Origin of the sequence: Bradyrhizobium sp. 195 (assembly GCF_023101665.1) — a bacterium.
Taxonomy (GTDB): domain Bacteria; phylum Pseudomonadota; class Alphaproteobacteria; order Rhizobiales; family Xanthobacteraceae; genus Bradyrhizobium.
Map to the genome: position 1 here is coordinate 5,209,429 of NZ_CP082161.1, position 21,737 is coordinate 5,231,165.

Here is a 21,737-nt window from a genome sequence, read left to right on the forward strand (position 1 = left end):
GGAGCGTGACGGCGATGAAGGGCAAATGGGCGCTCGTGACCGGTGCGACCGCAGGCCTTGGCCTCGCCATGGCGGAAGGCCTGGCCGGCGCGGGTGCCAACATTGTCCTGCACGACCTCGCTCAGCCGAAACAGGTTGCGGATGTCCTTCGCGCCCGCTTCGGCGTCGAAACGATAGCTGTCGGCGTCGATCTGTCCCGACGCGAGGCGATCGAGGCCATGATGGCGGACCTGCTCGACCGCTGCGGCGCCATCGACATCCTCGTCAACAATGCGGTCATCAGGCATTTTTCAGCAATCGAGCAGTTTCCGCCCGATCGCTGGGACGAGGCGCTGGCCGTCAACCTCTCGGCGCCGTTCCACCTCATTCGCCTGGCGCTGCCCGCGATGAAGCAGCGCGGCTGGGGCCGGATCATCAACATGGGGTCGATCTATTCGACCCGCGCGGTCGAGGACCGCATCGACTACGTCACCACCAAGACGGCAATTCTCGGCATGACCCGCGCGGTCGCCATCGAGACGGCGCGCAGCGGCATCACCTGCAACACGCTCTGCCCCGGCACGCTGCCGACGCCGGCCATCCTGAACAAGATCGCGACGATGGCATCGAACAGCGGTCGTCCCGTCGCGGACGTGACGCGCGACTATCTCGACGAGCGCCAGCCGACGCAGCGCTTCATCGAAATGGACGCCGTCGCCGCCATGGTCGTCTTTCTCTGTGGTCCCGCCGCAAACGACATCACCGGCGCCAGCCTGCCGATCGACGGCGGCTGGTCGGTCGCATGAGAGCATTGGAATGGGAGTGCTGCGATGACTGAACCATCTGGCCAGACCGTCGTGCTGACGGGTGCCGCCGGCGGCATGGGACGCGCCATCACCAAGGCGCTGCTGGACAGCGGCCGCCGCGTCGTGCTGGTTGACCGCGACGCCAAGGCTCTTCAGGAGCTGGCAGCTGCGGCAGGCAACGCGGTTTTTCCGATCCAGCTCGACGTCAGCGATGCAAACGGCGTCGATCGCCTGCCCGATGCCATTCCCGCTCATTTCAAGCCGGTCGACGTTCTCATCAACAATGCCGGCCACGACATTGGCGGCCGGACGCGCTTCGACATTGGTTCTGCGGACGACTGGTCCAACATCATCCAGACCAATCTGATCGGCCTGATGCGTGTCACGCGCGCGATCCTGCCCGGCATGGTCCAGCGCAACGCCGGTCATGTCGTCAACATCAGCTCGATCAACGCGGTCCGGATCGTGCCTGACATGGCGGCCTACAGCACCAGCAAGGCGGGCGTGCACATGTTCACCGAGACCCTCCGGGGCGAGCTGGCCGAAACCGCAATCCGGGTGACCGAGCTGCAGCCCGGCCTGACCCGGACCAACATCATCCTGACCCGCTACCGCGGCGATCAGCAGAAGGAAAAAGACTATTTCGACCAGTTCAGGATGACGCTCGATCCGGCCGATATCGCCCGCTCGATCGTCTTCGCCCTCGACCAGCCCGCCCACGTTCAAATTGCCGAAATGATGATTCTGCCTGTAAATCGATATTGAATCATTCAAACCAAGGCCCGGACATGGAAAGACGTCGCGAATTGCAGTCGACACTCCGCATCGAGGACGTCCCGACCGTCCGGGCGATGGTGGCGCAAAAGCTGCGCGCGGCGATCATGTCGGGAACGCTGAAGCCGGGCCAGCGCCTGGTCGAGCGCGAGCTCTGCGAGATGATGGGCGTCAGCCGCCCCTCGATCCGCGAAGCGCTGCGTGCGCTCGAAGCCGACGGGCTGGTCAACACGGTCCCGCACCGCGGCCCCGTGGTTTCCACGATCAGCCTCGAAGAGGCGCGGCAGCTCTACGCCGCGCGCGCCGTGCTCGAAGGCTTCGCCGGCCGCGAATGCGCCAGGCTGCATGACCCGGAAGTGGCGCGCCGGATCGGGGACGCCCTGACTCGCCTGAAGGCCGCGGCGGCCAAACAGGATCTCATCGGGTGCCTCGAGGCCAAGACCGACTTTTACGCCGCGCTGATCGGTGGCTGCCGCAATGCCTTCATCGAGCGCGCGCTCAAGCCGCTCCACGACCGGATCCAGCTGTTGCGGATCACCTCGATGTCGCAACCGAAGCGGATCAACAAGAGCCTTCGCGAGGTCACCGCGATCTGGCGTGCGATCCAGAACGGCGATGCGGATCTCGCCGAGCGTTGCTGCGTCGACCACATCAATGCGGCTGCGGTGGCCGCCCTCGACATGATCGAAAAATCGTCGGCGGCCAAGGAGGCGGCGCCTTCCGACGACTGAGAAATGCCGCCAGGGAGTGTTCGATGAAGTTTCTCGTACGATCGCTGATCCTGTTCCTCCTGCTCTGTCCTCGCGACGCGGCGATCGCGGACGACTACCCCGCCCGGCCGGTCACGGTCATCGTGCCGTTCTCCGCCGGCGGTCCCGGCGACGTCATCGCACGCATCCTCGGCAGCGCCATGAGCGCGACGCTGAAACAGTCCATCGTCATCGAGAATGTCGTCGGCGCCGGCGGCACGCTCGGCACCAACCGCGTCGCCAAGGCCGCCCCCGACGGCTACACGGTGCTTCTGATGCACGTCGGCCAGGCCACCGCGCCTTCCCTCTACGCCAAGCTGCCGTTCGACCCGGTCGGCGATTTCGCTCCGATCGGGCTCGTCACCGACGTCCCGATGATCCTCGTGGCGCGACCGAACTTTCCGGCCAAGGATCTTCGCGATCTGGTGACGACCATTCGCAACGCCGGCGACAAGATCACCTTCGGCAATGTCGGTCTCGGCTCGGCCTCGCAGCTCTGCGGCCTGATGTTCATGAGCGCCACCGATACCAAGCTCACCCCGATCTACTACAAGGGCGGCGGACCGGCGCTGAACGACGTCATCGCCGGCCATATCGACGTCTATTGCGATCCCGCGACCGGACCGACGCCCTATATCCAGTCGAACACGATCAAGGGCTACGCGATCACCAGCAAGACGCGCGTGGCGACGTTGCCCGGCGTGCCGACCTCGGCCGAAGCCGGCGTTCCCGCATTCGACGTGACGACGTGGTATGGTCTCTACGCGCCGAAGGGGACACCGAAACCCGTGATCGACCATCTCGTGGGCGCGCTGCAGACAGCGCTGAAGGATCCCGCCCTGATCAGCCGCTTTGCCGAGCTCAGCATGGCGCCGGTCGAGCCCGAGCGTGCGACGCCGGAAGCGCTCGAGACATTCCTGAAAGCCGAGATCGGCAAATGGGGACGGATCATCAAAGCGGCCGGAATCGAGCCGCAATAGGCTTGCGCTGATGCGACCGGCGAACTCTCGCTAGGCAGCACAAATCCAGTGCGGCGGAATCGACCGCAACGACGCAATCCCAAGGGATTGCGTCTGGAAAACTCAATGATTTCAATAAGAGAAAGAGCCCTGGTGCGCTCGGAGGGACTCGAACCCCCACGATTTTACTCACTGCCACCTCAAGGCAGCGCGTCTACCAGTTCCGCCACGAGCGCTTTGGGGATGCCGGCCTGAGGCTTGAGGGCCGGCCGGATCAACGGCGCCGATCTAACAAATCCATCAGAGGGGTACAAGCCTGCAAAAGCCCTGAATTCCACAAGCTTTGCAGGAAAGTTCGGGCCCCCTCGCCCGAATCGGCATGACCGGGGGTGTCCGGGCCGCTACGGCGTGCCCAGGCAGCTACCGCTTGCCCAGGCCGTTACCGCGTGCCCGGTGAGCGCGGCAGCATCTGCTTGACCTCGACCGCGATCCGGTTGCGGTCGACCAGGACGACGCCGGAAGCGACCGGCAGATTATTGGCCAAAACCTTGACCTCGTCGGCCTCGGTTGCGTCCAGTTCGATGATGGCGCCGCGGGAAAGACGTAATACTTGATGGATCGGCATGGTGGTCGTCCCGAGGACGACCATGAGATCCACGGTAACTTTATCGAGGGTGGGCACTGTCAGGACCGCCGCAACTTGAGACTGGCATTTGCTCCCGAGATGATCACCACGTTATGGTTAGCCAATGGTTAATTCGCCTCAAAACCCACGCCAAAACCAGCGTCAAGAGCTCGATTTGACGTCGTTCTCCGCCGCAGGCGGCGAGCCCGTCGAGTGGCGCATCTCGGACGCGCCAGTGCCCTATGCCGAGGCGGTGGCCGCCATGGAAGCCCGGGTCGCCGCCATCGCGGCCGGCGAAGCCGCGGAGCTGGTCTGGCTGCTCGAACACCCCCCGCTCTACACCTCCGGCACCTCGGGCAAGGCCACCGACCTGCTCGATCCCCGATTCCCGATCTTCGCCACCGGACGAGGCGGCCAGCTCACCTATCACGGGCCCGGCCAGCGGGTGGCTTATGTCATGCTGGACCTCAAGCGCCGGCGACCGGACGTCCGGGCCTATGTCGCGAGCCTGGAGGAGCTGATTCTGCGCACGCTCGCCGCCTTCAACGTCCGCGGTGAGCGGCGCGAGGACCGGGTCGGGGTCTGGGTCAAGCGGCCCGACAAGGGCGAAGGTTACGAGGATAAGATCGCCGCGATCGGCGTCCGGCTGAAGCGCTGGGTCTCGTTCCACGGCATCGCGATCAATGTCGAGCCCGAGCTATCGCATTTCGCCGGCATTGTGCCGTGCGGCGTCACTGACGCCCGCTACGGCGTCACCTCGCTGGTCGATCTCGGCCAGCTCGTGACCATGACTGATGTCGACGTCGCACTCCGCCAGGCGTTCGAGGAGCTGTTCGGCCCGACACGCGCGCTGGTGCCGGAGGCGGCGCTCTAAGCCGCTTGTTCTCCGCAGGCGCGGAATCGGCTAGGCTTCACTCCGGCGCCGCCCACGCCTCCCCCTCCGCCGGGAAAGCAGACTTCATGCCGGGCGACGAGACCATCGGACCGACTGTTCGGGCGCCAGGCATAAGGAGGGATTGCGCTTCTGCCCGCGATGGGAGGTTCTTTCGATGAAGTTGTCTGCACCGATCTATCATCTGAAGCGAAAAGCAAAGCGGCTGTCGCGCGACGAAAACATCCCGCTGCACGATGCGCTCGACCGCGTCGCCGCGACGGAAGGTTTTTCCGCCTGGAGCATGCTCGCGGCGAAAGCTGCCGCGATGACGCCGGCGAACAAGCTGTTCCCGCAATTCCGGCCGGGCGACATGGTGCTGGTCGGGGCGCGCCCCGGTCACGGCAAGACGCTGATGAGCCTCGAGCTTGCCGTGGAGGCGATGCGGTCCGGCCATCGCGCCGCGTTCTTCTCGCTCGAATATACCGAGAAGGACGTTCTGGAGCGCTTGCGGGCGATCGGCGTGGACCCCGCGCAATTCGAAAAGCTCTTCGAGGTCGATTGCTCCGATGCCATCAGCGCCGATCACGTCGTCAAGCAGATGGCCGCGGCTCCCAGCGGCACATTCGTGGTGATCGACTATCTGCAGCTGCTCGACCAGCGGCGGGAAAACCCTGATCTCACCGTTCAGGTGCGCGCGCTGAAATCCTTCGCGCGCGACAAGGGACTGATCGTCGTCTTCATTTCGCAGATCGACCGGTCCTATGATCCGTCGATAAAACCCTGCCCCGATCTGTGCGATGTCCGGTTGCCGAACCCGCTGGACCTGAAGCTGTTCGACAAGACGTGCTTCCTGAACAATGCCGAGGTTCAGTTCCGCGCCGCAAGCTGACAATCAGGCCGCGGGTGAGATGGTCTCACCCGCGGCTCTAAGGCCTCACGCCGCCTTGAGCGAAACCTCGAGCTTGCCGGCGATGTAGCGCCGCTCCTGGGTCAGGCCGCCAAAGCCGTAGGCATCGCCCTTGACCTCGTCGACATGCAGATAGGTCTCGGGATGCAGCGGGCCGAGAATCTCGGCCATGCGCCTGAACATCGCGGCGAGATAGGCTGCCTTTTCGTCCTTGGTGTTGGTGCCTTCGCTGACGTGGATGTCGATCCAGTAGCTTGCAAGCTTCTGCTCGGCCAGCGACTTGCCGCCGGCGAACCAGTCATCGGCATCGACCGGCTTGACGATGATGGCGGTCACCTTCGGATCCTTGTGCAGGATCTCAGCGGTGAGCTCGGACACGGCGCTCGCGATGTCAGCCTTCAGCGAGGGCGACTGGCGGGAGGTGGTGTAAGCCACGGTGATCAGGGGCATTGTCGTTCTCCTCAACATGTCGCGCGATTTGCGCGGCGTTGGTGAGAAGCTAGACCTCCGGCCGTCATTTTGGTATCTTATCTATGTTGATACCAGTGATAATAAATGATAATAAATCATAATGACGACAGCCACACTCGACATCGCCACCATCAAGGCCTTCCTGCTGGTCGCCGACCTCCAGAGCTTTACCCGCACCGCCGAAGCGCTCGGCACGACGCAGGCCGCCGTTAGCCTCAAGCTGCAACGGCTGGAGACGCTGCTGGGCAAACGCCTCGTCGAGCGCTCGCCGCGCGCGGTCCGGCTCACCGCCGACGGCGCCGGATTCCTCGAACGCGCCCGTGCGCTGATCGCGGCGCATGATCGTGCATTGACGGGTGATGCACCGGCCGCGCAATCGCTCTCGCTCGGCATCTCCGATCACGCGGCGGGCCCTGAACTGGTGCCGCTGCTCGAACGGCTGCACGCCATGTCGTCAAACCTCACCCTCGCCGTCACCATCGGCTTCTCGCGCGAGATGCAGGATGCCTATGATGAAGGTCAGCTCGATGCGGTGATCGTCCGCCAGGAAGGCAGCCGCCGCGGCGGCGAGAAGCTGACTGAGGACGAGTTCGGCTGGTTCGCATCGCGACGCTTCACGCTGCCGAAGGACGAAGCGCTGCCGCTCGCGACCCTCGCCCCGCCCTGCGGCGTCCGCGCCGTCGCCGTCCGCACACTCGACAAGGCCGGCCTCGCCTGGCGCGAGCGCTTTGTCGGCGGCGGCGTGACGGCAGTGGTCGCGGCCGCACTTGCCGGACTTGCGATTGCGCCGCTGGCGCGGCGGATCGCGCCTCCCGGGCTGATCGACATCGGACCCACGCACAGGCTGCCGAAGCTCGGCAGCTCCAAGGTGATGCTGCATTCGAAGGTCAGCGATCCCGCCAAGCTCGCGGCACTACGCGCGGTCGCGGCGACGTTTCGGAGTGTAGCTGCCACCTGAAGTCTCACAAGATCGCCTCGAACGCGCTGCGCAACGTCTCGTGCCGGAACACAAAGCCGCGGCTGAGCGCCTTGTTCGGCAGCACGCGCTGACCGCCCAGCAAAAGCTCGTCGGCAAAGCCGCCGCCGATCCGGCGCAGCAAGCCGCCGGGAATGCGGAACACCGCCGGCCGATGCAGGCGGCGGCCGAGTTCCTCGGTGAACTTTGCGTTGGTGACGGGGATCGGCGCGGTGGCGTTGACGGGGCCGGCGAGATCGGGCGTCGCCATCACATAGGCGATCAGCCGGATCAGATCGTCGCGCTCGATCCAGGACATCCACTGCCGCCCGGTACCGAGCGGGCCGCCGAGCCCGAACTCGAACGGCGTCAGCATGCGCGTGACAAAACCGCCTTCGGTGCCGAGCACGAGGCCGATGCGCAAGTAAACCACGCGGACGCCGAGCTCTTCCGCCGGCCGCGCCGCCTGCTCCCAGGCCGCGCACAGCTCGTGGCTGAAGCAAGCATGCGACCTCGCCGATTCCGTCAGCACCTGGTCGGCCCACAATCCGTACCAGCCGATCGCGGAGCCGCTGACGAGCACCTCGGGCTTGTGGTCGAGCCGCGCGATCAGCTTGACGATTTCGCCGGTCATGTCGATGCGCGAGCCGATGATCTTCGCGCGCTTCGCTTCGGTCCACAGGCCGTTGCCGATCGGCTCGCCCGCGAGATTGACGATGGCGTCGATCTTCCTGTCCGCGGCGAGTTGATCGAGGCTGGTGATCAGCGTCACCGGCGGCGGCAGCATCTCGGCCTTGGCGGGATTGCGGATCAGCGCGATGACGTGATGCCCTGCCCCGCTGAGGCCCGCCGCAAGGCGGCTGCCGATGAAGCCGGTGGCGCCTGATATCAGCACGGTCTTGCGGGCGGGGAGTTTTTCGACGAGCCCGTGTGCGGGCACGCTTCGCATGCGGCCGAGCCGGCGCATCGCGGCAAAGTCCCTGACGCCGCAGAGCGCCGCGCCGACCGCGCAGGCGGTCGCGGCCATGCTGAGCAGGCCCTGATACACCACGGTCACGCCGAACGGCTGCATCGCCCAGTCGATCAGCACCGGCAGCAGCAGCACCAGGATGGCGCCGTAATTGATCGCGAGCAGCGTGTGATTGATGCGCTCGCTCGGCGGCAGTTTTCGGCTCAGGTCCTCCTCGACGAAATCCATCAGCGTGATCACGATCTCGGCCATCAGCACCGCGACGATCAAGAGCGCCAGCACGCCATAGACCTCGAGCCAGCCGAGCAGCAGGAACAGCAGCGCATAGAGCATGTTGCGGATGCCGTGCAGCTTCAGCTCAAAGCGCTGCGACACCCGCCAGGCCAGACGTTCGGTGAATTCGTGATGGTAGAAGGTGTCGAACACGCCCATCACGATCTGGATGGCGATGAGCGTCCACAACAGCTGTGTCATGACACGGCCTCCCTGAAGGTGGCGGACTGGTGGATCAGCGCGCCGTAACGCGGATGAATGACATCGAGGGTGAAGCGGAACGCGCCCTCGCCGAGGTCGCGGTGCGTCACCGTGAGATCGCCCGGCGTCAGCCATTGCGGCAGCGGGATCCAGAGGCGTCTGAGCTGGAGGCCGTAACCAGCGCTGCGAAAGGTCAGCGCCTGGTCCTCGACCGCGATGCGGAGCGCCATCGAAACGCCGAAGCCGACATATTCTTCGAGCCCGGTCGGACCGGCAAAACGCTTGGCGGAATGGATCACCTGGGGGAAGCCGCGCTTGCGCGCGCAGATGCGCGTCCAGGTCTGACCATCAGTTGCGGCGTCCTCGGTAACAGTCACGATCATCGGCACGCCGGTGTCACGGCCGGTCGGCAGCGGCCGGCCGATCATGCGTGCGGCCTGTGCGACCCACCAGCCAATGTTGCTGAAGCCGATCTCGTCGACGGTTCCGACATAGACGACGCTGTCGCCATCGGCGACGCGCTTGGAGAAGCGCCGCCAGGTCGCGAGCGGGAGGCGGCCCCAATCCTCGTCCGATAGCAGCGCGCGGAACCGGCGATCGTCGAGCAGTCTGGTATGAGCGGAGGTCGATGCGTTGCAGCCCGATAATCTTGCCGACGTCATCGTATCCTCCTCGAGGCTATTTGGCCTTGCCCAGCGGCAGCAGGTTGGCGATCTTCTCGCCAAGCCGCATCAAGGCGACCAGCCGCGGCCTCGGCACCTTCAGCATTTGCATGAACCAGTGGTCGGCGAGCTCGGTGAAGGCGAGCATCTCCTTCAGCCGCTTGCTCGCGACCGGATTGACGGTCGGATCCTCGGCGGCATCGGACACACAGGCCCTGAGCGCCGCGATCGCCGGATCGAGCTCCCGCTCCTTGCGCCGCGCCGCGATTCTCGCCGCGACCTCCCAGATGTCGGTCTCGGCCTCGTAATGATCGCGCCGGTCGCCGAGGATCGGCACCCGCCGGATCAAGTTCCAGGCGAGCAGCTCCTTCAGCGAGTTCGAGACGTTGGAGCGCGCCATGCCGAGCGTGTCGGCAATGTCCTCGGCCGTCATCGGCGCTTCGGCGAGGTAGAGCAGCCCGTGGATCTGGCTGACCGAGCGATTGACGCCCCACTCGTCCCCCATATCGCCCCAATGCAGGATGAAGCGCTCGACGGCGGCTGGGAGTTTCTTCTTTCCGGTTATTTCTGTCATGACAGAAATATCTGACGATACCGTTCCCCTGTCAAGCGTGCGTGGATCCGTATACGACGCGGGGATATCTGCCTAAAAATGTCCCAAGTTCAGGGAACCATCCGCCATCTGTGGCGTTTGCTCCGGTCGACGCAGGGTCCGGGAATGGTAAAAAAGTTCAGTCAACAGAGAGACTTGTTCGAGAGCGAACGCAGTTTCCGGCTGTTGGTTGAGGGAGTTGCGGACTACGCGCTCTACATGCTCGATCCCAACGGAATCATCACCAGCTGGAACATCGGCGGCGAGCGCATCAAGGGCTATTCACCCGAGGAGATCCTCGGCCAGCATTTCTCCCGCTTCTACACCGAAACTGACCGCGCCAACGGCAAGCCGACCCGTGCGCTCGGCATCGCCAGGGAAAAGGGCCGCTACGAGGAGGAAGGCTGGCGCGTCCGCAGGGACGGCACCTTCTTCTGGGCCAGTGTCGTGATCGATCCGATCTACGAGGACGGCGAACTGGTCGGATTCGCGAAGATCACGCGCGACATCACCGAACGCCGCAATACCCAGATCAAGCTCGAGGCGATGCAGAAGCAGCTCGCCGAGTCCCAGAAGTTCGACGCGCTCGGACAACTCACCGGCGGGGTCGCCCACGACTTCAACAACCTCCTGATGATCATCAGCGGCAGCCTCCACATGCTGAAGCGAGGGGCCGACGACGCGGCCAAGCTCCAGCGTGCGATCTCGGCCATCGAGACCGCCACCAAGCGCGGCGCGGCGCTGACCAACCAGCTCCTCACCTTCGCGCGGCGGCAGAGCGTCAATCCGCAGGCGATCGATTTCGCCGAACGCATCACGGCGATTCGCGAGGTGCTCGATGCCGGCGTCGGCAGCTCCGTGCGCCTGGCCTTCCACATCGACCGCGAGGTCTGGCCGATCAAGGCCGACGTCTCCGAACTCGAGACCGCGCTGCTCAACCTCGTCATCAATGCCCGCGACGCAATGCCCGACGGCGGCACGGTGACGATCAGCGCGCGCAATGTCGTGCTGGACGAGACAACCCTCGCCGGCGATTTCGTCGCGATCGACGTCACCGATACCGGGCTCGGCATTCCCGGTGACGTTCTCGACAAGATCTTCGAGCCGTTCTTCACGACCAAGCCGATCGGAAAGGGCACGGGCCTTGGCCTGTCTCAGGTGCACGGCTTCGCGCACCAGGCCGGCGGCACGGTGAGCGTCGCAAGCGAACTCAGCAAGGGCACGACCTTCACCATCCTCCTGCCGCGCGGAGAAGACGTGCCATCGTCCGACACGGCCGGGGAGCCGGCGTTCCAAGGCAGCGGCACGGTGTTGCTGGTGGAGGACAATCCGGACGTCGCCATCGTCAGCATCGGCCTGCTGGAGCAGCTCGGCTACCATGTGCGCCGGGTCGCCGATGCCGAAGCTGCGCTGCGCGAGATCGAGAACAACGGCGTCGACTTCGTGTTCTCGGACATCGTCATGCCCGGCAAGATGGACGGCCTCACCCTCGCCCATCATCTCCGCCAGATCCGGCCCGGCCTGCCGATCCTGCTCGCCACCGGCTACAGCGAGGTCGCCGCCGGCGTGCGCGGGGATTTCCCGATCCTGCGCAAGCCGTATGAGATCCACGAGCTCAGCGAGGCGATCGCCAAGCTGCCAAGGTGAGGTTCTCAAGAGGTGAACACGCGTAGGGTGGGCAAAGCGGAGCGTGCCCACCATCTCATCACGATCGCGAAAGTCATGGTGGGCACGGAAGGCGCCTTTGCCCACCCTACGAGACCAACTTAGCTGCTCGGCATTTGCCCGCGGCCGGCGCACAGACAGCACCTACACCGTCGGCAGCACCGAAAACGCTTCCCCTGCCCTGCGCAAATTCAGCTCATCGGCACCGGCGGTCTCGCTGGTGAGACTGTCGACGCGCGAGGATGGCGGGCCGTGGCGGCAGAGCGCGACCATGTCGGCGACGTGATTTGGCGGGCCGGCGAACAGCGCTTCCACGCCGCCGTCGCGGCGGTTGCGGACCCAGCCTTCGAGGCCGCTCGTTATCGCCTGGTGCTCGACCCAGGCCCGGTAGCCAACGCCCTGCACGCGCCCGCGGATCATTACCTGGAGAATAGCCCGGCTCATTTTTTCAATCCGAGGACGTCGGCACTGCGCGCCTTGACATCGGCCTCGCGCATGACGCGGGCCGTCAGCTCCGACGATGCGAGCCCCTTGAGGCTTTTCGGCGGCGCGCCTTCGCGTAGCGCTCTCAGCGTCTCGTAAACCGCCTGCGTCGCGGCTGCGATCGGCGCATGTCCCTGGAGCGCGATGCGTACGCGCTGACTGGCGAGGTAATCGAGCCCGTTCAAGTCCTCCGGCGCCCCGCCGAGCACGATCGGCAGGCGCGTCGCAGCGGTAACCGCCTCGAGCTCGGCGCGCGACTTGATGCCGGTGAAGAACAGCGCATCGACCCCGGCGGCTTCATATGCCCAGGCGCGGCGGATCGCGTCCTCGATCGAGGTGATCGAAGCAGCTCCCGTGCGGCCCATGATGACCAGCGAGCCATCGCTGCGGCCGCCGAGCGCGGCCTTCATCTTGCCGACGCCCTCCTCGAGCGAGATCAGCTGCGTCTTCGCCTCGCCAAAAGCGGCCGGCAGCCGCGTGTCCTCGATGGTGAGACCGGCGGCGCCCGCCGCCTCCAGCTCCTGCACGGTGCGGCGCACGTTGAGCGCATTGCCATAGCCGTGATCGGCATCGACCAGCACCGGCAGCGCGGAGGCGCGCGACATCCGCCGCATCTGCTCGGCGAGCTCGGTGAGCGTGATCAGGGTAATGTCGGGGTCGCCAAGCACCGCGAGCGAGGCGACCGAACCGCCGAACATGCCGAGCGGAAAGTCGAGGTCCTCGGCGATACGGATCGAGATGGCGTCGTACACCGAGCCGGGATGGACACAGGTTGCGCCCGACAGGACGGAGCGCAGTTTCTCGCGGCGGGAACGAAAGGCCATGGTGCTGTCTCGGTTAGGTCACGGAGGCCACAGCATACTCCGTCATTGCGAGCGAAGCGAAGCAATCCAGGAATGCGTCCGCGGAGACAGACTGGATTGCTTCGTCGCCAGCGCAAAATTGCTCCGCAATTTTGTCGCGGGCTCCTCGCAATGACGGTGGTTGGGGGACGGACCGCCCGCCCCACTCACATCTTTACGCAAACTCCAAAATCAGCGCGTCCACCGCAAGCGTCGCGCCGGCGCTGGCGTGGACTTTCTTCACGGTGCCGTCCTGCTCGGCGCGAAGCACGTTCTGCATCTTCATGGCTTCGACCACCGCGAGCGTCTCGCCGGCCTTGACTTCCTGTCCCTCGGTGACCGCGATCGAGACCACGAGGCCGGGCATCGGGCACAGCAGCTTCTTGCCGCTGTCGGAGGCGGTCGTCACCGGCATCAAGCGCGCGGACGCAGCTTCGGCTTCGGTCCAGACATAGACCGGCACCTCGACGCCCTGATGCGCCAGACGAATGCCATTGGGAATCGGCCGCGTCTGCACCGCGACGAAATGGCCGTCGATGGTGCCCTGCCAGACCGGATCGCCGGGCTTCCACGGCGATTGCAACAGATGCGCATTGCCGGCCTTGCCGGCGGCATCGACGAAACGCACCGCGATCGCCTCGCCCTCGCGGCCGACCTCGAGCTGGATCTCTTGTCGGTCGAGCCAGACCGCGCGGCGGCGCTCGCGCTGCACGATGCGGCCGCCCATCTGGCCCGAGATCTGTCGCTTGCGCTCCCCGAGCACGTGATCGATGGCGGCGCCGACCGCGGCGATCCGCCGCGCGACCTCGCCTTCGGGCACGCGCACCGCAAAGCCCTTGGGGAATTCCTCGGCGATGAATCCGGTCGAGAGCCGGCCCTCGCGCCAACGCGGATGATGCATCAGCGCCGACAGGAACGGGATGTTGTGCCTGATACCGTCGACATAGAACGAATCCAGCGCGGTGGCCTGCGCCTCGATCGCAGCCGCGCGCGAGGGCGCATGCGTGACCAGCTTGGCGATCATCGGATCGTAATGGATCGAGATCTCGCCGCCCTCCTGCACGCCGGTGTCGTTGCGGATTGTGATGCCGTCCTGGCTGGCTTCCGCCGGCGGACGATATTTTACCAGACGCCCGATCGAGGGCAGGAAGTTGCGGAACGGATCCTCGGCATAGAGGCGCGATTCCACCGCCCAGCCCGTGAGCGTGACGTCCTTCTGCGCCAGCGCGAGCTTCTCGCCGGCGGCAACGCGGATCATCTGCTCCACGAGGTCGATGCCGGTGACGAGCTCGGTGACGGGATGCTCGACCTGGAGGCGCGTGTTCATCTCCAGGAAATAGAAGCTCTTGTCTTGTCCTGCGACGAACTCGACGGTGCCGGCGGAGTCGTAATTCACGGCTTTCGCCAGCGCGACCGCCTGCTCGCCCATCTGGCGACGGGTGGCCTCGTCGAGCAGCGGCGATGGCGCCTCCTCGATGACCTTCTGGTTGCGGCGCTGGATCGAGCATTCGCGCTCGCCGAGATAGATGACGTTGCCATGCTTGTCGCCGAGCACCTGAATCTCGATGTGGCGGGGATCGACGATGAACTTCTCGACGAAGACGCGGTCGTCGCCGAACGAGGCCTTGGCCTCGGCCTTGGCGAGGTTGAAACCTTCCGCGACCTCGGCCGTCGAATGCGCGATGCGCATGCCCTTGCCGCCGCCGCCGGCGGAAGCCTTGATCATCACGGGATAACCGATCTCGTCGGCGATCCTGACCGCGTGCCTGTCATCCTCGATGACGCCGAGATAGCCGGGCACGGTCGAGACCTTGGCCTTGGCGGCCGCCTTCTTCGACTCGATCTTGTCGCCCATCGCAGCGATCGCGCCGGGGTTGGGACCGATGAAGACGATGCCGGCGGCTTCCAGCGCGCGCGGAAACGCCTCGCGCTCGGACAGGAAGCCGTAACCGGGATGCACGGCCTCAGCGCCCGTCTTGCGGCAGGCCTCGACGATCTTCTCGATCACCAGATAGCTCTCAGCCGCTGCGGGCGGGCCGATCAGCACGGCCTCGTCGGCCATCTCGACATGGAGGGCGTCGCGATCGGCTTCGGAATAGACCGCAACCGTCTGAATTCCCATGCGGCGAGCGGTCTTGATGACCCGGCAGGCGATTTCGCCGCGATTGGCGATCAGGATGCGTTTGAACATGCTTTTTTTGAGTCTCGACCTTGGGCGGGACCCTTCCCTGGCCGTTGGGGCCTATGGGGGACGGGCCGTGTGGCTCCCGTCGTACATCAAAATGGGCCGGAGGCAACGGTCTAAATCCGGCCCGCTCTGGCGTACCAGCGCAAGACTGAAACGGGCTCGGCAAGCCCCTAGGGACGTCCTGCGGCGTCCCGGACCTTCCTGGCCTTGGCCACGTCCCGGACCAGGCCGTGAATGAAGCCGAGCTTGCCGACCACCGCGGGCGACAGGATGAAGGGATAGAGGTCGCGCAGGCCCATGGCGCGGTTGACGCTGTTCATGGCGAAGGTGAAGGGCAGCCATGCGCCAACCAGCGCCTCGACGTCCCTTGCCTCGTAGGGGTTGAAGCGGATGCGCGCCGTCAACTCCCCGTCGCGGTCGACCTTGGGGCGCACCTCCATGCCGAACTCGCCGGCCATCTCCAGAGCATCCACGATGTGGAGATAGTGCGCCCAGGTCTCGGCGAAGTCTTCCCAGGGATGGGTCGTGGCATAAGCCGAAACGTAATTCTGCTGCCAGTCCGGCGGCGGGCCTTCGGCATAGTGGCGCTGCAAGGCCTGGCCGTAATCGGCGGAATCATCACCGAATACGGCGCGGCATTCATCGAGCTTGCCGCCGCCCTGCACCAGCACGTCCCAGAAATAGTGGCCGACCTCGTGGCGGAAATGCCCGAGCAGCGTACGGTACGGCTCGCCCATCTCGAGCCTGCGCCGCTCGCGCTCGATGGTATCGGCCTCGGTGAGCGCAATCGTGATCAGGCCGTTGTCGTGGCCGGTCATGATCTTCTCTCCGCTGTTCGGATCGTCGGCGAGGAAATTGAAGATCAGACCATGCTCGGGGTCGTCCTGCCGGGTCTTAAGCGGCAGCTTCCAGCGGATCAGGGAATAGAACAGACGGTGCTTCGCCACCTCCAGTTCGCGCCAGCCGGCAAGTTGGGCGGGGTCGGACAAATCCGGTACGATGCCGTTGTGGCGGCAGGCGCGGCAATAGCCGTTGCCCTCACCTGGATCCGTCAGCCAGTTGCAGGAATCGTACTCGGCATTCCGGCACAGCATCCGGCTTTCGCCCTTGCCCGCCAGTGTCCGCCAGGCCTCTCCGTCGGGCTCGATCGCCGACATCGTCTCCTTCTCGGGGAGGAAGGCGACCCGATGACCGCAGCGTTCGCAGGCACGGTTCTCGAAATAGAGGACGTTGCCGCAGGCCTGGCAGACAAAGAGCTTCAAGATTTAGCCTCTTCGGAAAGGAGTCTGACGAACGAGCGTTGTGGCGCCTCGCGAAGACGCATCCGCAGCTGCATCGTTCCAACTTCAGGAACAAAATGCCAGACCCGGGGTTGCCTGACTGCACTTTCCGCATGCTCCGGCTCGCCGCCGGCCTTTCCAGACAGTCTATTTCCTCTAAACAATGGCCATCACGCTCCGTCTGTGTGAATATCGGTCCGGCACGTGCGCAACCGCATGACAACGGCCGATGCCTTGAACGATCCCTTGCCCGAAACCATCGCCGCCGAAAGGCTGCGCCAGCACCTCGAAGACGTCGCGCGCGAGCGTGACAACGCCTACCGCGCGCTCCAGGAGCGCGAGGCCGAGCTCGCACGCGTCCAGCGCATCGGCAAGGTCGGCGGCGTCGAGGTCGACTTTCGCGAAGGCTTCAAGAACCGCCGCTCGCCCGAATATCTGATGATTCATGGCCTGCCGCTCGAGGCCGCCGACGAGTCACATGAGGATTGGGTCAATCGCCTCCATCCTGAGGATCGGGAAGCGACGGTCCAGCATTTCTTCGAGGCTCTCGCCGGCACGAGCGAAGACTACACCGCCGAATACCGGATCATCCGCCCCAATGACGGCGAGACCCGCTGGATCCGAGTCGTCGCCAAGATCGAGCGCGACAAGGATGGCCGCGCCATCCGCCTCGTCGGCGCCCATATCGACATCACCGGCCAGATGCTCGCGCGCGAGACCCTGCGCGAGAGCGAGGATCGCTTCCGGCTGATCGCCGACAGCGCGCCGGTGCCGATCTGGGTGACCAAGCTCGATCGCAAGCGGTCCTTCGCCAACCAGGCCTATGTCGACTTCGTCGGCCTGCCCTATGATCAGGCCATCGACTTCGACTGGCGCAAGGTGCTGCATCCGGACGACCTGCCGCACGTGCTCCAGCAATCCGTGCAAGGCGAAGCGTCACTCAAACCCTTCGTGCTGGAAGCGCGTTACAAGAACGCCAGCGGCGAATGGCGCTGGCTACGCTCGGAATCGCAGCCACGCTGGGACCCGACCGGCAAGCATATCGGCTTCATCGGCGTTGCCCACGACATCACCGTCGCCAAGCAGGCCGAGATCGAGCTCAGGCGGCTCAACGAGACGCTGGAAGAACGCATCGCCGAGCGCACCGCCGAGCTCGAATTCAACGAGGCGCGGCTGCGCGCGATCCTGGAAACCAGCAACCAGTACCAAGGCCTGGTCAATCTCAAGGGCGAACTGCTCTACGCCAACAGAACCGCACTCGACGGCATCAAGGCGAGCTCTGCAGACGTGATCGGAAAGCCGTTGTGGGAGACGCCCTGGTTCAGCGCGACGGAGGGCATGAGCGCGCAGGTGCAGGACGCCTTCCACACCGTGCTCAAGGGCGAAGCTGTGCGGCTTGAGATGCGGCTGCGCCTTCCCGTCGGCGAGCGCGATTTCGACTTCGGCATGCGCCCCGTGCTCGACCGCCACGGCAACATCACCGGCGCCGTGCCCGAGGCCGTCGACATCACCGAGCGCCGCCGCGGCGAGGAAGCATTGCGGCAGTCGCAGAAGATGGAGGCGATCGGCCAGCTCACCGGCGGCGTCGCGCACGATTTCAACAATCTCCTCACCATCATCCGCTCGGCCACCGACTTCCTGCGCCGGCGCGAGCTGCCTGAAGAGCGCCGCCGCCGCTATGTCGACGCCATCTCGGAGACGGTCGAGCGCGCCTCCAAGCTGACCGCTCAACTTCTGGCGTTCGCGCGCCGGCAGCCGCTGAAACCCCAGATCTTCAACGTCGGCAGCCAGGTCGAGGGCGTCGCGCAGCTGATCCGGCCGCTGGTCGGCGGCCGCATCGAGATCGTCGTCGAGATCGACGATGCCGACTGCTTCACCGTCGCCGACATCGCCCAGTTCGAGACCGCGCTGATCAACCTCGCCATCAACGCACGCGACGCCATGGACGGCGAAGGCCGCCTCACCATCGCCGTGCGCAAGGTCTCTGGCATTCCGAGCCTGCGCGCGCAATGGGCGCGCGGCGGCGACTATGTCGCGATCTCGGTCACTGATACCGGCAGTGGCATCGCGCCGGATCATCTCGATTCGATCTTCGAGCCGTTCTTCACCACCAAGGAGGTCGGCAAGGGCACCGGTCTCGGTCTCAGCCAGGCCTTCGGATTCGCAAAGCAGTCCGAGGGCGACATCGCGGTGACGAGCACGCAAGGCAAAGGCGCGACCTTCACCATCTATCTGCCGCAGGCGCACAGCCCCGCCGCCGAGAAGGAAGCCGCGGCGCTGACCCATGAGGCTGCGACCACCGGGCGCGGCTATCGCGTGCTCGTGGTCGAGGACAATGACGATGTCGGCCAGTTCTCGACCGAGCTTCTGGAAGATCTCGGCTATGTCGTCCGCCGCGTCGCCAACGCCAGCGCGGCGCTGGCGATTCTCGGCGAGAACGAATTCGCGGTCGACCTCGTGTTCTCCGACGTCATCATGCCCGGCATGAACGGCGTCGAGCTCGCCGGCATCATCCGCGAGCGCTATCCGGGCCTGCCGGTGGTGCTCACCTCCGGCTACAGCAACGTGCTCGCCGAAAACGCCCATCGCGGGTTCGAGCTGATCCAGAAGCCGTATTCGGTGGAGTCGCTGTCGCGGATTCTGCGCAAGGCGATCACGGAGAAGCTGTCGCTGACGCGGTGAGTGTTATGGGCGCAGGAAGCTGTCGCAAACTCCGTCATTGCGAGCGAAGCGAAGCAAACCAGAATCTTTCCGCAGAAGCAGTCTGGATTGCTTGGTCGCTCCGCTCCTCGCAATGACGGCGCAATTGCCGCCGATGTGAAGTCTTAAGGGGGAACAAAGTTGCCTTGAAATCGGTTCTTGCGGCGGCGCTTTCCAGCCTCGATCGAGAACCTGATGTCGAGCCAAGATCCCGATCAGACGAGGCGAGCCGGCCGCGCGCTGGACGCGGCCAATTTCTTCCTTGCCGACGTTCGCGACGGGCTCGGCCCTTATCTCGCCGTCTATCTCCTCACCGAGCAGCACTGGGATGAGGCGCGCATCGGCCTCGTGATGTCGATCGCGACCATTGCAGGCATCGTGGCGCAGACGCCGGCTGGCGCGCTCGTGGATGCGACCCGGGCGAAGCGGCTCGTGATGGTGATTGCTGCGATCATGGTGACGCTGGCATCGCTGTCGCTGCCGTTGTTTCCGAGCTTCCTCCCCGTCGCGATCTCGCAAGGAATCGCGCAGGCCGCTGCCGTGATGTTTCCGCCCGCGATCGCAGCCGTCTCGCTCGGCATCTTCGGCCATGCCGCCTTCACCCGGCGGATCGGCCGCAATGAGACCTTCAACCACGCCGGCAATGCGGTCGCGGCCGCGCTCGCGGGTGTCTCCGCCTATTGGTTTGGCCCGACTGTCGTCTTCTTCCTCCTCGGCGCGATGGCGATCGCGAGCCTCCTCAGTATCCTCGCGATCCCTGCCCGCGCCATCGATCACGACCTGGCCCGCGGGCTGCATGATGCAGACGCCGATGCGCGGCGGGACACGCCGTCGGGCATCACCGTGCTACTGACCTGCCGCCCCCTGCTCGTCTTTGCAATCTGCGTGCTGCTCTTCCATCTGTCCAACGCGGCCATGCTGCCGCTGGTCGGGCAAAAGCTGGCGCTTCAGGACAAGAACATGGGCACCAGCCTGATGTCGGCCTGCATCGTCGCCGCCCAGATCGTCATGGTGCCGTTCGCGATGCTGGTCGGTGCGAAGGCCGACCACTGGGGCCACAAGCGCTTCTTTCTCGCCGCGCTGCTGACCCTGCCTGTTCGCGCCGCCCTCTACACGCTCTCGGACAATCCGTTCTGGCTGGTCGGCGTGCAGTTGCTGGACGGTGTCGGCGCGGGCATCTTCGGCGCAATCTTCCCGGTGATCGTCGCCGACCTTATGCGCAACACTGGCCGCTTCAACGTCACGCAAGGCGCCGTCATCACCGCCCAGAGCATCGGTGCCGCGCTGTCGACGACGCTAGGGGGCTCCGTGGTGGTCGGTGCGGGTTACAGCGCCGCGTTCATCAGCCTCGGCGCCGTCGCTGCGATCGGTGCCGTCATTTGCATTCTCGCGCTGCCCGAGACACGACATGGCGCCCCTCGCCCACAGGGGAAGACAGCGGCGTCGGCATCGGCTATCGCTGCCGAATGAACCCAACCCGTTTCGAGAACTGACCGTGCCGTCTGACGCCATCTGGGCCTGGAGCATCATCGTCGTCGCGACCGCTTGCGTCATCATCCGTCCGTTTCGCCTGCCCGAGGCGGTCTGGGCCGTGATCGGTGCAGGCGCCCTGGTGCTATCAGGCCTGCTGCCATGGCGGGACGCGCTCACCGGCATCGAAAAGGGCGTCGACGTCTACCTCTTCCTGATCGGCATGATGCTGATCGCCGAGCTGGCGCGGCTCGAGGGCCTGTTCGACTATCTCGCCGCGCTCGCGGTGGAATATGCTGACGGCTCGCCGCAGCGGTTGTTCCTGCTGATCTATCTCGTCGGCACGCTCGTCACCGTGCTGCTCTCCAACGATGCCACCGCGATCGTGCTGACGCCGGCCGTCTATGCCGCGACGCGCGCGGCCGGCGCAAAACCGCTGCCTTATCTGTTCGTCTGCGCCTTCATCGCCAATGCCGCAAGCTTCGTGCTGCCGATCTCCAACCCCGCCAATCTGGTCGTGTTCGGCGCGCGCATGCCCGAGCTCACCGAATGGCTGCGCCTGTTCGCCCTGCCCTCGGCCGCCTCCATCCTGCTGACCTACATCGTGCTGCGCCTGACCCAGCACCGCGCGCTGAAGGAGGAGACGATCGCACGTAGCGTGCCGCATCCCAAGCTCGGCCGCGGCGGCAAGCTGACGGCCATCGGCATCGTCGCGATCGGCGTCGTGCTGGTCACGGCGTCGGCGCTGGACAAGCAACTGGGCCTGCCGACCTTCATCTGCGGCGGCGTGACGGCCGCGATCGTGCTGCTGCTCAGCCGGCAATCGCCCTTGCCGGTGCTGCGCGGCGTGTCCTGGAGTGTGCTGCCACTGGTCGGCGGGCTCTTTGTCATGGTGGAAGCACTGATCAAGACCGGCGTGATCGCGCAGCTCAGCGCGCTGCTGCACCAGGCGGTGGCCCAATCGGTCCCGAAGGCGGCCTGGAGCGTGGGCATTGCAACCGCACTCGCCACGAATATCGCCAACAACCTTCCCGTCGGCCTCGTCGCCGGCTCGGTCGCCGCCAACGGTCATTTGCCCGCCCCGGTCGTCAGCGCCATCCTGATCGGCGTCGACCTCGGCCCCAATCTGTCGGTGACCGGATCGCTTGCCACCATCCTCTGGCTGGTCGCGCTCCGGCGGGAGAAGATCGAGGTCGGCGCCTGGCCGTTCCTCAAGCTCGGCCTGCTGGTGACCCCGCCGGCCCTGATCGCGGCGCTGGCGGCTGCGATCCGCTAAGCCCACGCTCGATGACGCCGCGACCGGACCCGCGCT

Annotated in this window: 20 protein-coding genes and 1 tRNA gene; 11 read left to right on the forward strand and 10 right to left on the reverse strand. The window is 65.3% G+C overall.

What is annotated here, in order from left to right; translation table 11 throughout:
* Window positions 1-14 precede the first annotated feature (14 nt).
* From IVB26_RS24225 to IVB26_RS24240, 4 genes are read left to right on the forward strand one after another with little or no spacing between them, the layout of a single operon-like run.
* On the forward strand, window positions 15-785 hold the full coding sequence (locus tag IVB26_RS24225; protein ID WP_247973264.1) for an SDR family oxidoreductase: 771 nt from the start codon (window positions 15-17) through the stop codon (window positions 783-785).
* A gap of 24 nt (window positions 786-809) precedes the next feature.
* The gene (locus tag IVB26_RS24230; RefSeq protein ID WP_247967723.1) at window positions 810-1,550 is read left to right on the forward strand and encodes an SDR family oxidoreductase; all 741 of its coding nucleotides are present in this window, start codon (window positions 810-812) and stop codon (window positions 1,548-1,550) included.
* A gap of 23 nt (window positions 1,551-1,573) precedes the next feature.
* A complete protein-coding gene (locus IVB26_RS24235) occupies window positions 1,574-2,290 on the forward strand; it encodes a GntR family transcriptional regulator (protein ID WP_247006233.1) in 717 nt (238 codons plus the stop codon).
* Window positions 2,291-2,313: 23 nt separating this feature from the next.
* Window positions 2,314-3,288 carry a tripartite tricarboxylate transporter substrate-binding protein gene (locus IVB26_RS24240; protein WP_247967724.1) on the forward strand — a complete coding sequence of 325 codons (975 nt, stop codon included), beginning with the start codon at window positions 2,314-2,316 and terminating at the stop codon, window positions 3,286-3,288.
* Window positions 3,289-3,418: 130 nt separating this feature from the next.
* Here IVB26_RS24240 and IVB26_RS24245 read toward each other — a convergent pair.
* Together IVB26_RS24245 and IVB26_RS24250 are read right to left on the reverse strand one after the other, a co-directional pair.
* Window positions 3,419-3,503: transfer RNA gene (locus IVB26_RS24245), tRNA-Leu, on the reverse strand.
* 203 nt (window positions 3,504-3,706) lie between these two features.
* The gene (locus IVB26_RS24250) at window positions 3,707-3,949 is read right to left on the reverse strand and encodes a FliM/FliN family flagellar motor switch protein (RefSeq protein ID WP_018647371.1); all 243 of its coding nucleotides are present in this window, start codon (window positions 3,947-3,949) and stop codon (window positions 3,707-3,709) included.
* Window positions 3,950-4,016: 67 nt separating this feature from the next.
* On the opposite strand from IVB26_RS24250, the gene lipB reads away from it, so the two are divergent.
* Both lipB and IVB26_RS24260 read left to right on the forward strand, forming a co-directional pair.
* Window positions 4,017-4,766, forward strand: a complete 750-nt coding sequence (gene lipB / locus IVB26_RS24255) for a lipoyl(octanoyl) transferase LipB (protein ID WP_247967725.1) — start codon at window positions 4,017-4,019, stop codon at window positions 4,764-4,766.
* Between the two features lie 175 nt (window positions 4,767-4,941).
* Window positions 4,942-5,655 carry a DNA helicase gene (locus tag IVB26_RS24260; protein ID WP_247967726.1) on the forward strand — a complete coding sequence of 238 codons (714 nt, stop codon included), beginning with the start codon at window positions 4,942-4,944 and terminating at the stop codon, window positions 5,653-5,655.
* Between the two features lie 45 nt (window positions 5,656-5,700).
* On the opposite strand, the gene IVB26_RS24265 is transcribed toward IVB26_RS24260, so the two are convergent.
* Window positions 5,701-6,123: a tautomerase family protein gene (locus IVB26_RS24265; protein WP_247967727.1), complete on the reverse strand. Its 423-nt coding sequence runs from the start codon at window positions 6,121-6,123 to the stop codon at window positions 5,701-5,703.
* A gap of 121 nt (window positions 6,124-6,244) precedes the next feature.
* On the opposite strand from IVB26_RS24265, the gene IVB26_RS24270 reads away from it, so the two are divergent.
* On the forward strand, window positions 6,245-7,102 hold the full coding sequence (locus IVB26_RS24270) for a LysR family transcriptional regulator (protein WP_247967728.1): 858 nt from the start codon (window positions 6,245-6,247) through the stop codon (window positions 7,100-7,102).
* 4 nt (window positions 7,103-7,106) lie between these two features.
* Here IVB26_RS24270 and IVB26_RS24275 read toward each other — a convergent pair whose 3' ends face one another.
* The 3 genes from IVB26_RS24275 to IVB26_RS24285 are packed head-to-tail and all read right to left on the reverse strand — an operon-like array spanning window position 7,107 to window position 9,779.
* On the reverse strand, window positions 7,107-8,543 hold the full coding sequence (locus IVB26_RS24275) for a TIGR01777 family oxidoreductase (RefSeq protein ID WP_247967729.1): 1,437 nt from the start codon (window positions 8,541-8,543) through the stop codon (window positions 7,107-7,109).
* On the reverse strand, window positions 8,540-9,205 hold the full coding sequence (locus tag IVB26_RS24280; RefSeq protein ID WP_247967730.1) for a DUF4166 domain-containing protein: 666 nt from the start codon (window positions 9,203-9,205) through the stop codon (window positions 8,540-8,542). The genes IVB26_RS24275 and IVB26_RS24280 overlap by 4 nt, the downstream gene beginning before the upstream one ends.
* A 16-nt stretch (window positions 9,206-9,221) precedes the next feature.
* Window positions 9,222-9,779, reverse strand: a complete 558-nt coding sequence (locus tag IVB26_RS24285; protein ID WP_247967731.1) for a GbsR/MarR family transcriptional regulator — start codon at window positions 9,777-9,779, stop codon at window positions 9,222-9,224.
* A gap of 144 nt (window positions 9,780-9,923) precedes the next feature.
* Between IVB26_RS24285 and IVB26_RS24290 the strand changes: the two genes are divergently transcribed.
* The gene (locus IVB26_RS24290) at window positions 9,924-11,444 is read left to right on the forward strand and encodes a PAS domain-containing sensor histidine kinase (RefSeq protein ID WP_247967732.1); all 1,521 of its coding nucleotides are present in this window, start codon (window positions 9,924-9,926) and stop codon (window positions 11,442-11,444) included.
* Between the two features lie 162 nt (window positions 11,445-11,606).
* Here IVB26_RS24290 and IVB26_RS24295 read toward each other — a convergent pair whose 3' ends face one another.
* From IVB26_RS24295 to IVB26_RS24310, 4 genes are all read right to left on the reverse strand, one after another.
* A complete protein-coding gene (locus IVB26_RS24295; protein WP_247967733.1) occupies window positions 11,607-11,906 on the reverse strand; it encodes an acylphosphatase in 300 nt (99 codons plus the stop codon).
* Complete coding sequence (locus tag IVB26_RS24300) at window positions 11,903-12,769, reverse strand: isocitrate lyase/PEP mutase family protein (RefSeq protein ID WP_247967734.1); 867 nt, start codon at window positions 12,767-12,769, stop codon at window positions 11,903-11,905. The genes IVB26_RS24295 and IVB26_RS24300 overlap by 4 nt, the downstream gene beginning before the upstream one ends.
* Before the next feature lie 193 nt (window positions 12,770-12,962).
* Entirely contained in the window at window positions 12,963-14,978 is a 2,016-nt protein-coding gene (locus IVB26_RS24305) for an acetyl-CoA carboxylase biotin carboxylase subunit (RefSeq protein WP_247967735.1), read from the reverse strand.
* 167 nt (window positions 14,979-15,145) lie between these two features.
* Window positions 15,146-16,237, reverse strand: coding sequence for a zinc-binding metallopeptidase family protein (locus IVB26_RS24310; RefSeq protein ID WP_247967736.1), 1,092 nt, complete (start codon window positions 16,235-16,237; stop codon window positions 15,146-15,148).
* A gap of 222 nt (window positions 16,238-16,459) precedes the next feature.
* Here IVB26_RS24310 and IVB26_RS24315 point away from each other — a divergent pair, with 222 nt between their 5' ends.
* From IVB26_RS24315 to IVB26_RS24325, 3 genes are all read left to right on the forward strand, one after another.
* Entirely contained in the window at window positions 16,460-18,937 is a 2,478-nt protein-coding gene (locus tag IVB26_RS24315) for a hybrid sensor histidine kinase/response regulator (protein ID WP_247967737.1), read from the forward strand.
* 213 nt (window positions 18,938-19,150) lie between these two features.
* Window positions 19,151-20,425: an MFS transporter gene (locus tag IVB26_RS24320; protein WP_247967738.1), complete on the forward strand. Its 1,275-nt coding sequence runs from the start codon at window positions 19,151-19,153 to the stop codon at window positions 20,423-20,425.
* 25 nt (window positions 20,426-20,450) lie between these two features.
* Window positions 20,451-21,701: an arsenic transporter gene (locus tag IVB26_RS24325; RefSeq protein WP_247967739.1), complete on the forward strand. Its 1,251-nt coding sequence runs from the start codon at window positions 20,451-20,453 to the stop codon at window positions 21,699-21,701.
* Window positions 21,702-21,737 lie beyond the last annotated feature (36 nt).

Bases quoted from the DNA above. Each gene is read 5' to 3' on its own strand.
- IVB26_RS24225 (WP_247973264.1), top strand. From the start codon at position 15: ATGAAGGGCAAATGGGCGCTCGTGACCGGTGCGACCGCAGGCCTTGGC.
- IVB26_RS24230 (WP_247967723.1), top strand. From the start codon at position 810: ATGACTGAACCATCTGGCCAGACCGTCGTGCTGACGGGTGCCGCCGGC.
- IVB26_RS24235 (WP_247006233.1), top strand. From the start codon at position 1,574: ATGGAAAGACGTCGCGAATTGCAGTCGACACTCCGCATCGAGGACGTC.
- IVB26_RS24240 (WP_247967724.1), top strand. From the start codon at position 2,314: ATGAAGTTTCTCGTACGATCGCTGATCCTGTTCCTCCTGCTCTGTCCT.
- lipB (WP_247967725.1), top strand. From the start codon at position 4,017: ATGGTTAATTCGCCTCAAAACCCACGCCAAAACCAGCGTCAAGAGCTC.
- IVB26_RS24260 (WP_247967726.1), top strand. From the start codon at position 4,942: ATGAAGTTGTCTGCACCGATCTATCATCTGAAGCGAAAAGCAAAGCGG.
- IVB26_RS24265 (WP_247967727.1), bottom strand. From the start codon at position 6,123: ATGCCCCTGATCACCGTGGCTTACACCACCTCCCGCCAGTCGCCCTCG.
- IVB26_RS24270 (WP_247967728.1), top strand. From the start codon at position 6,245: ATGACGACAGCCACACTCGACATCGCCACCATCAAGGCCTTCCTGCTG.
- IVB26_RS24275 (WP_247967729.1), bottom strand. From the start codon at position 8,543: ATGACACAGCTGTTGTGGACGCTCATCGCCATCCAGATCGTGATGGGC.
- IVB26_RS24280 (WP_247967730.1), bottom strand. From the start codon at position 9,205: ATGACGTCGGCAAGATTATCGGGCTGCAACGCATCGACCTCCGCTCAT.
- IVB26_RS24285 (WP_247967731.1), bottom strand. From the start codon at position 9,779: ATGACAGAAATAACCGGAAAGAAGAAACTCCCAGCCGCCGTCGAGCGC.
- IVB26_RS24290 (WP_247967732.1), top strand. From the start codon at position 9,924: ATGGTAAAAAAGTTCAGTCAACAGAGAGACTTGTTCGAGAGCGAACGC.
- IVB26_RS24295 (WP_247967733.1), bottom strand. From the start codon at position 11,906: ATGAGCCGGGCTATTCTCCAGGTAATGATCCGCGGGCGCGTGCAGGGC.
- IVB26_RS24300 (WP_247967734.1), bottom strand. From the start codon at position 12,769: ATGGCCTTTCGTTCCCGCCGCGAGAAACTGCGCTCCGTCCTGTCGGGC.
- IVB26_RS24305 (WP_247967735.1), bottom strand. From the start codon at position 14,978: ATGTTCAAACGCATCCTGATCGCCAATCGCGGCGAAATCGCCTGCCGG.
- IVB26_RS24320 (WP_247967738.1), top strand. From the start codon at position 19,151: ATGTCGAGCCAAGATCCCGATCAGACGAGGCGAGCCGGCCGCGCGCTG.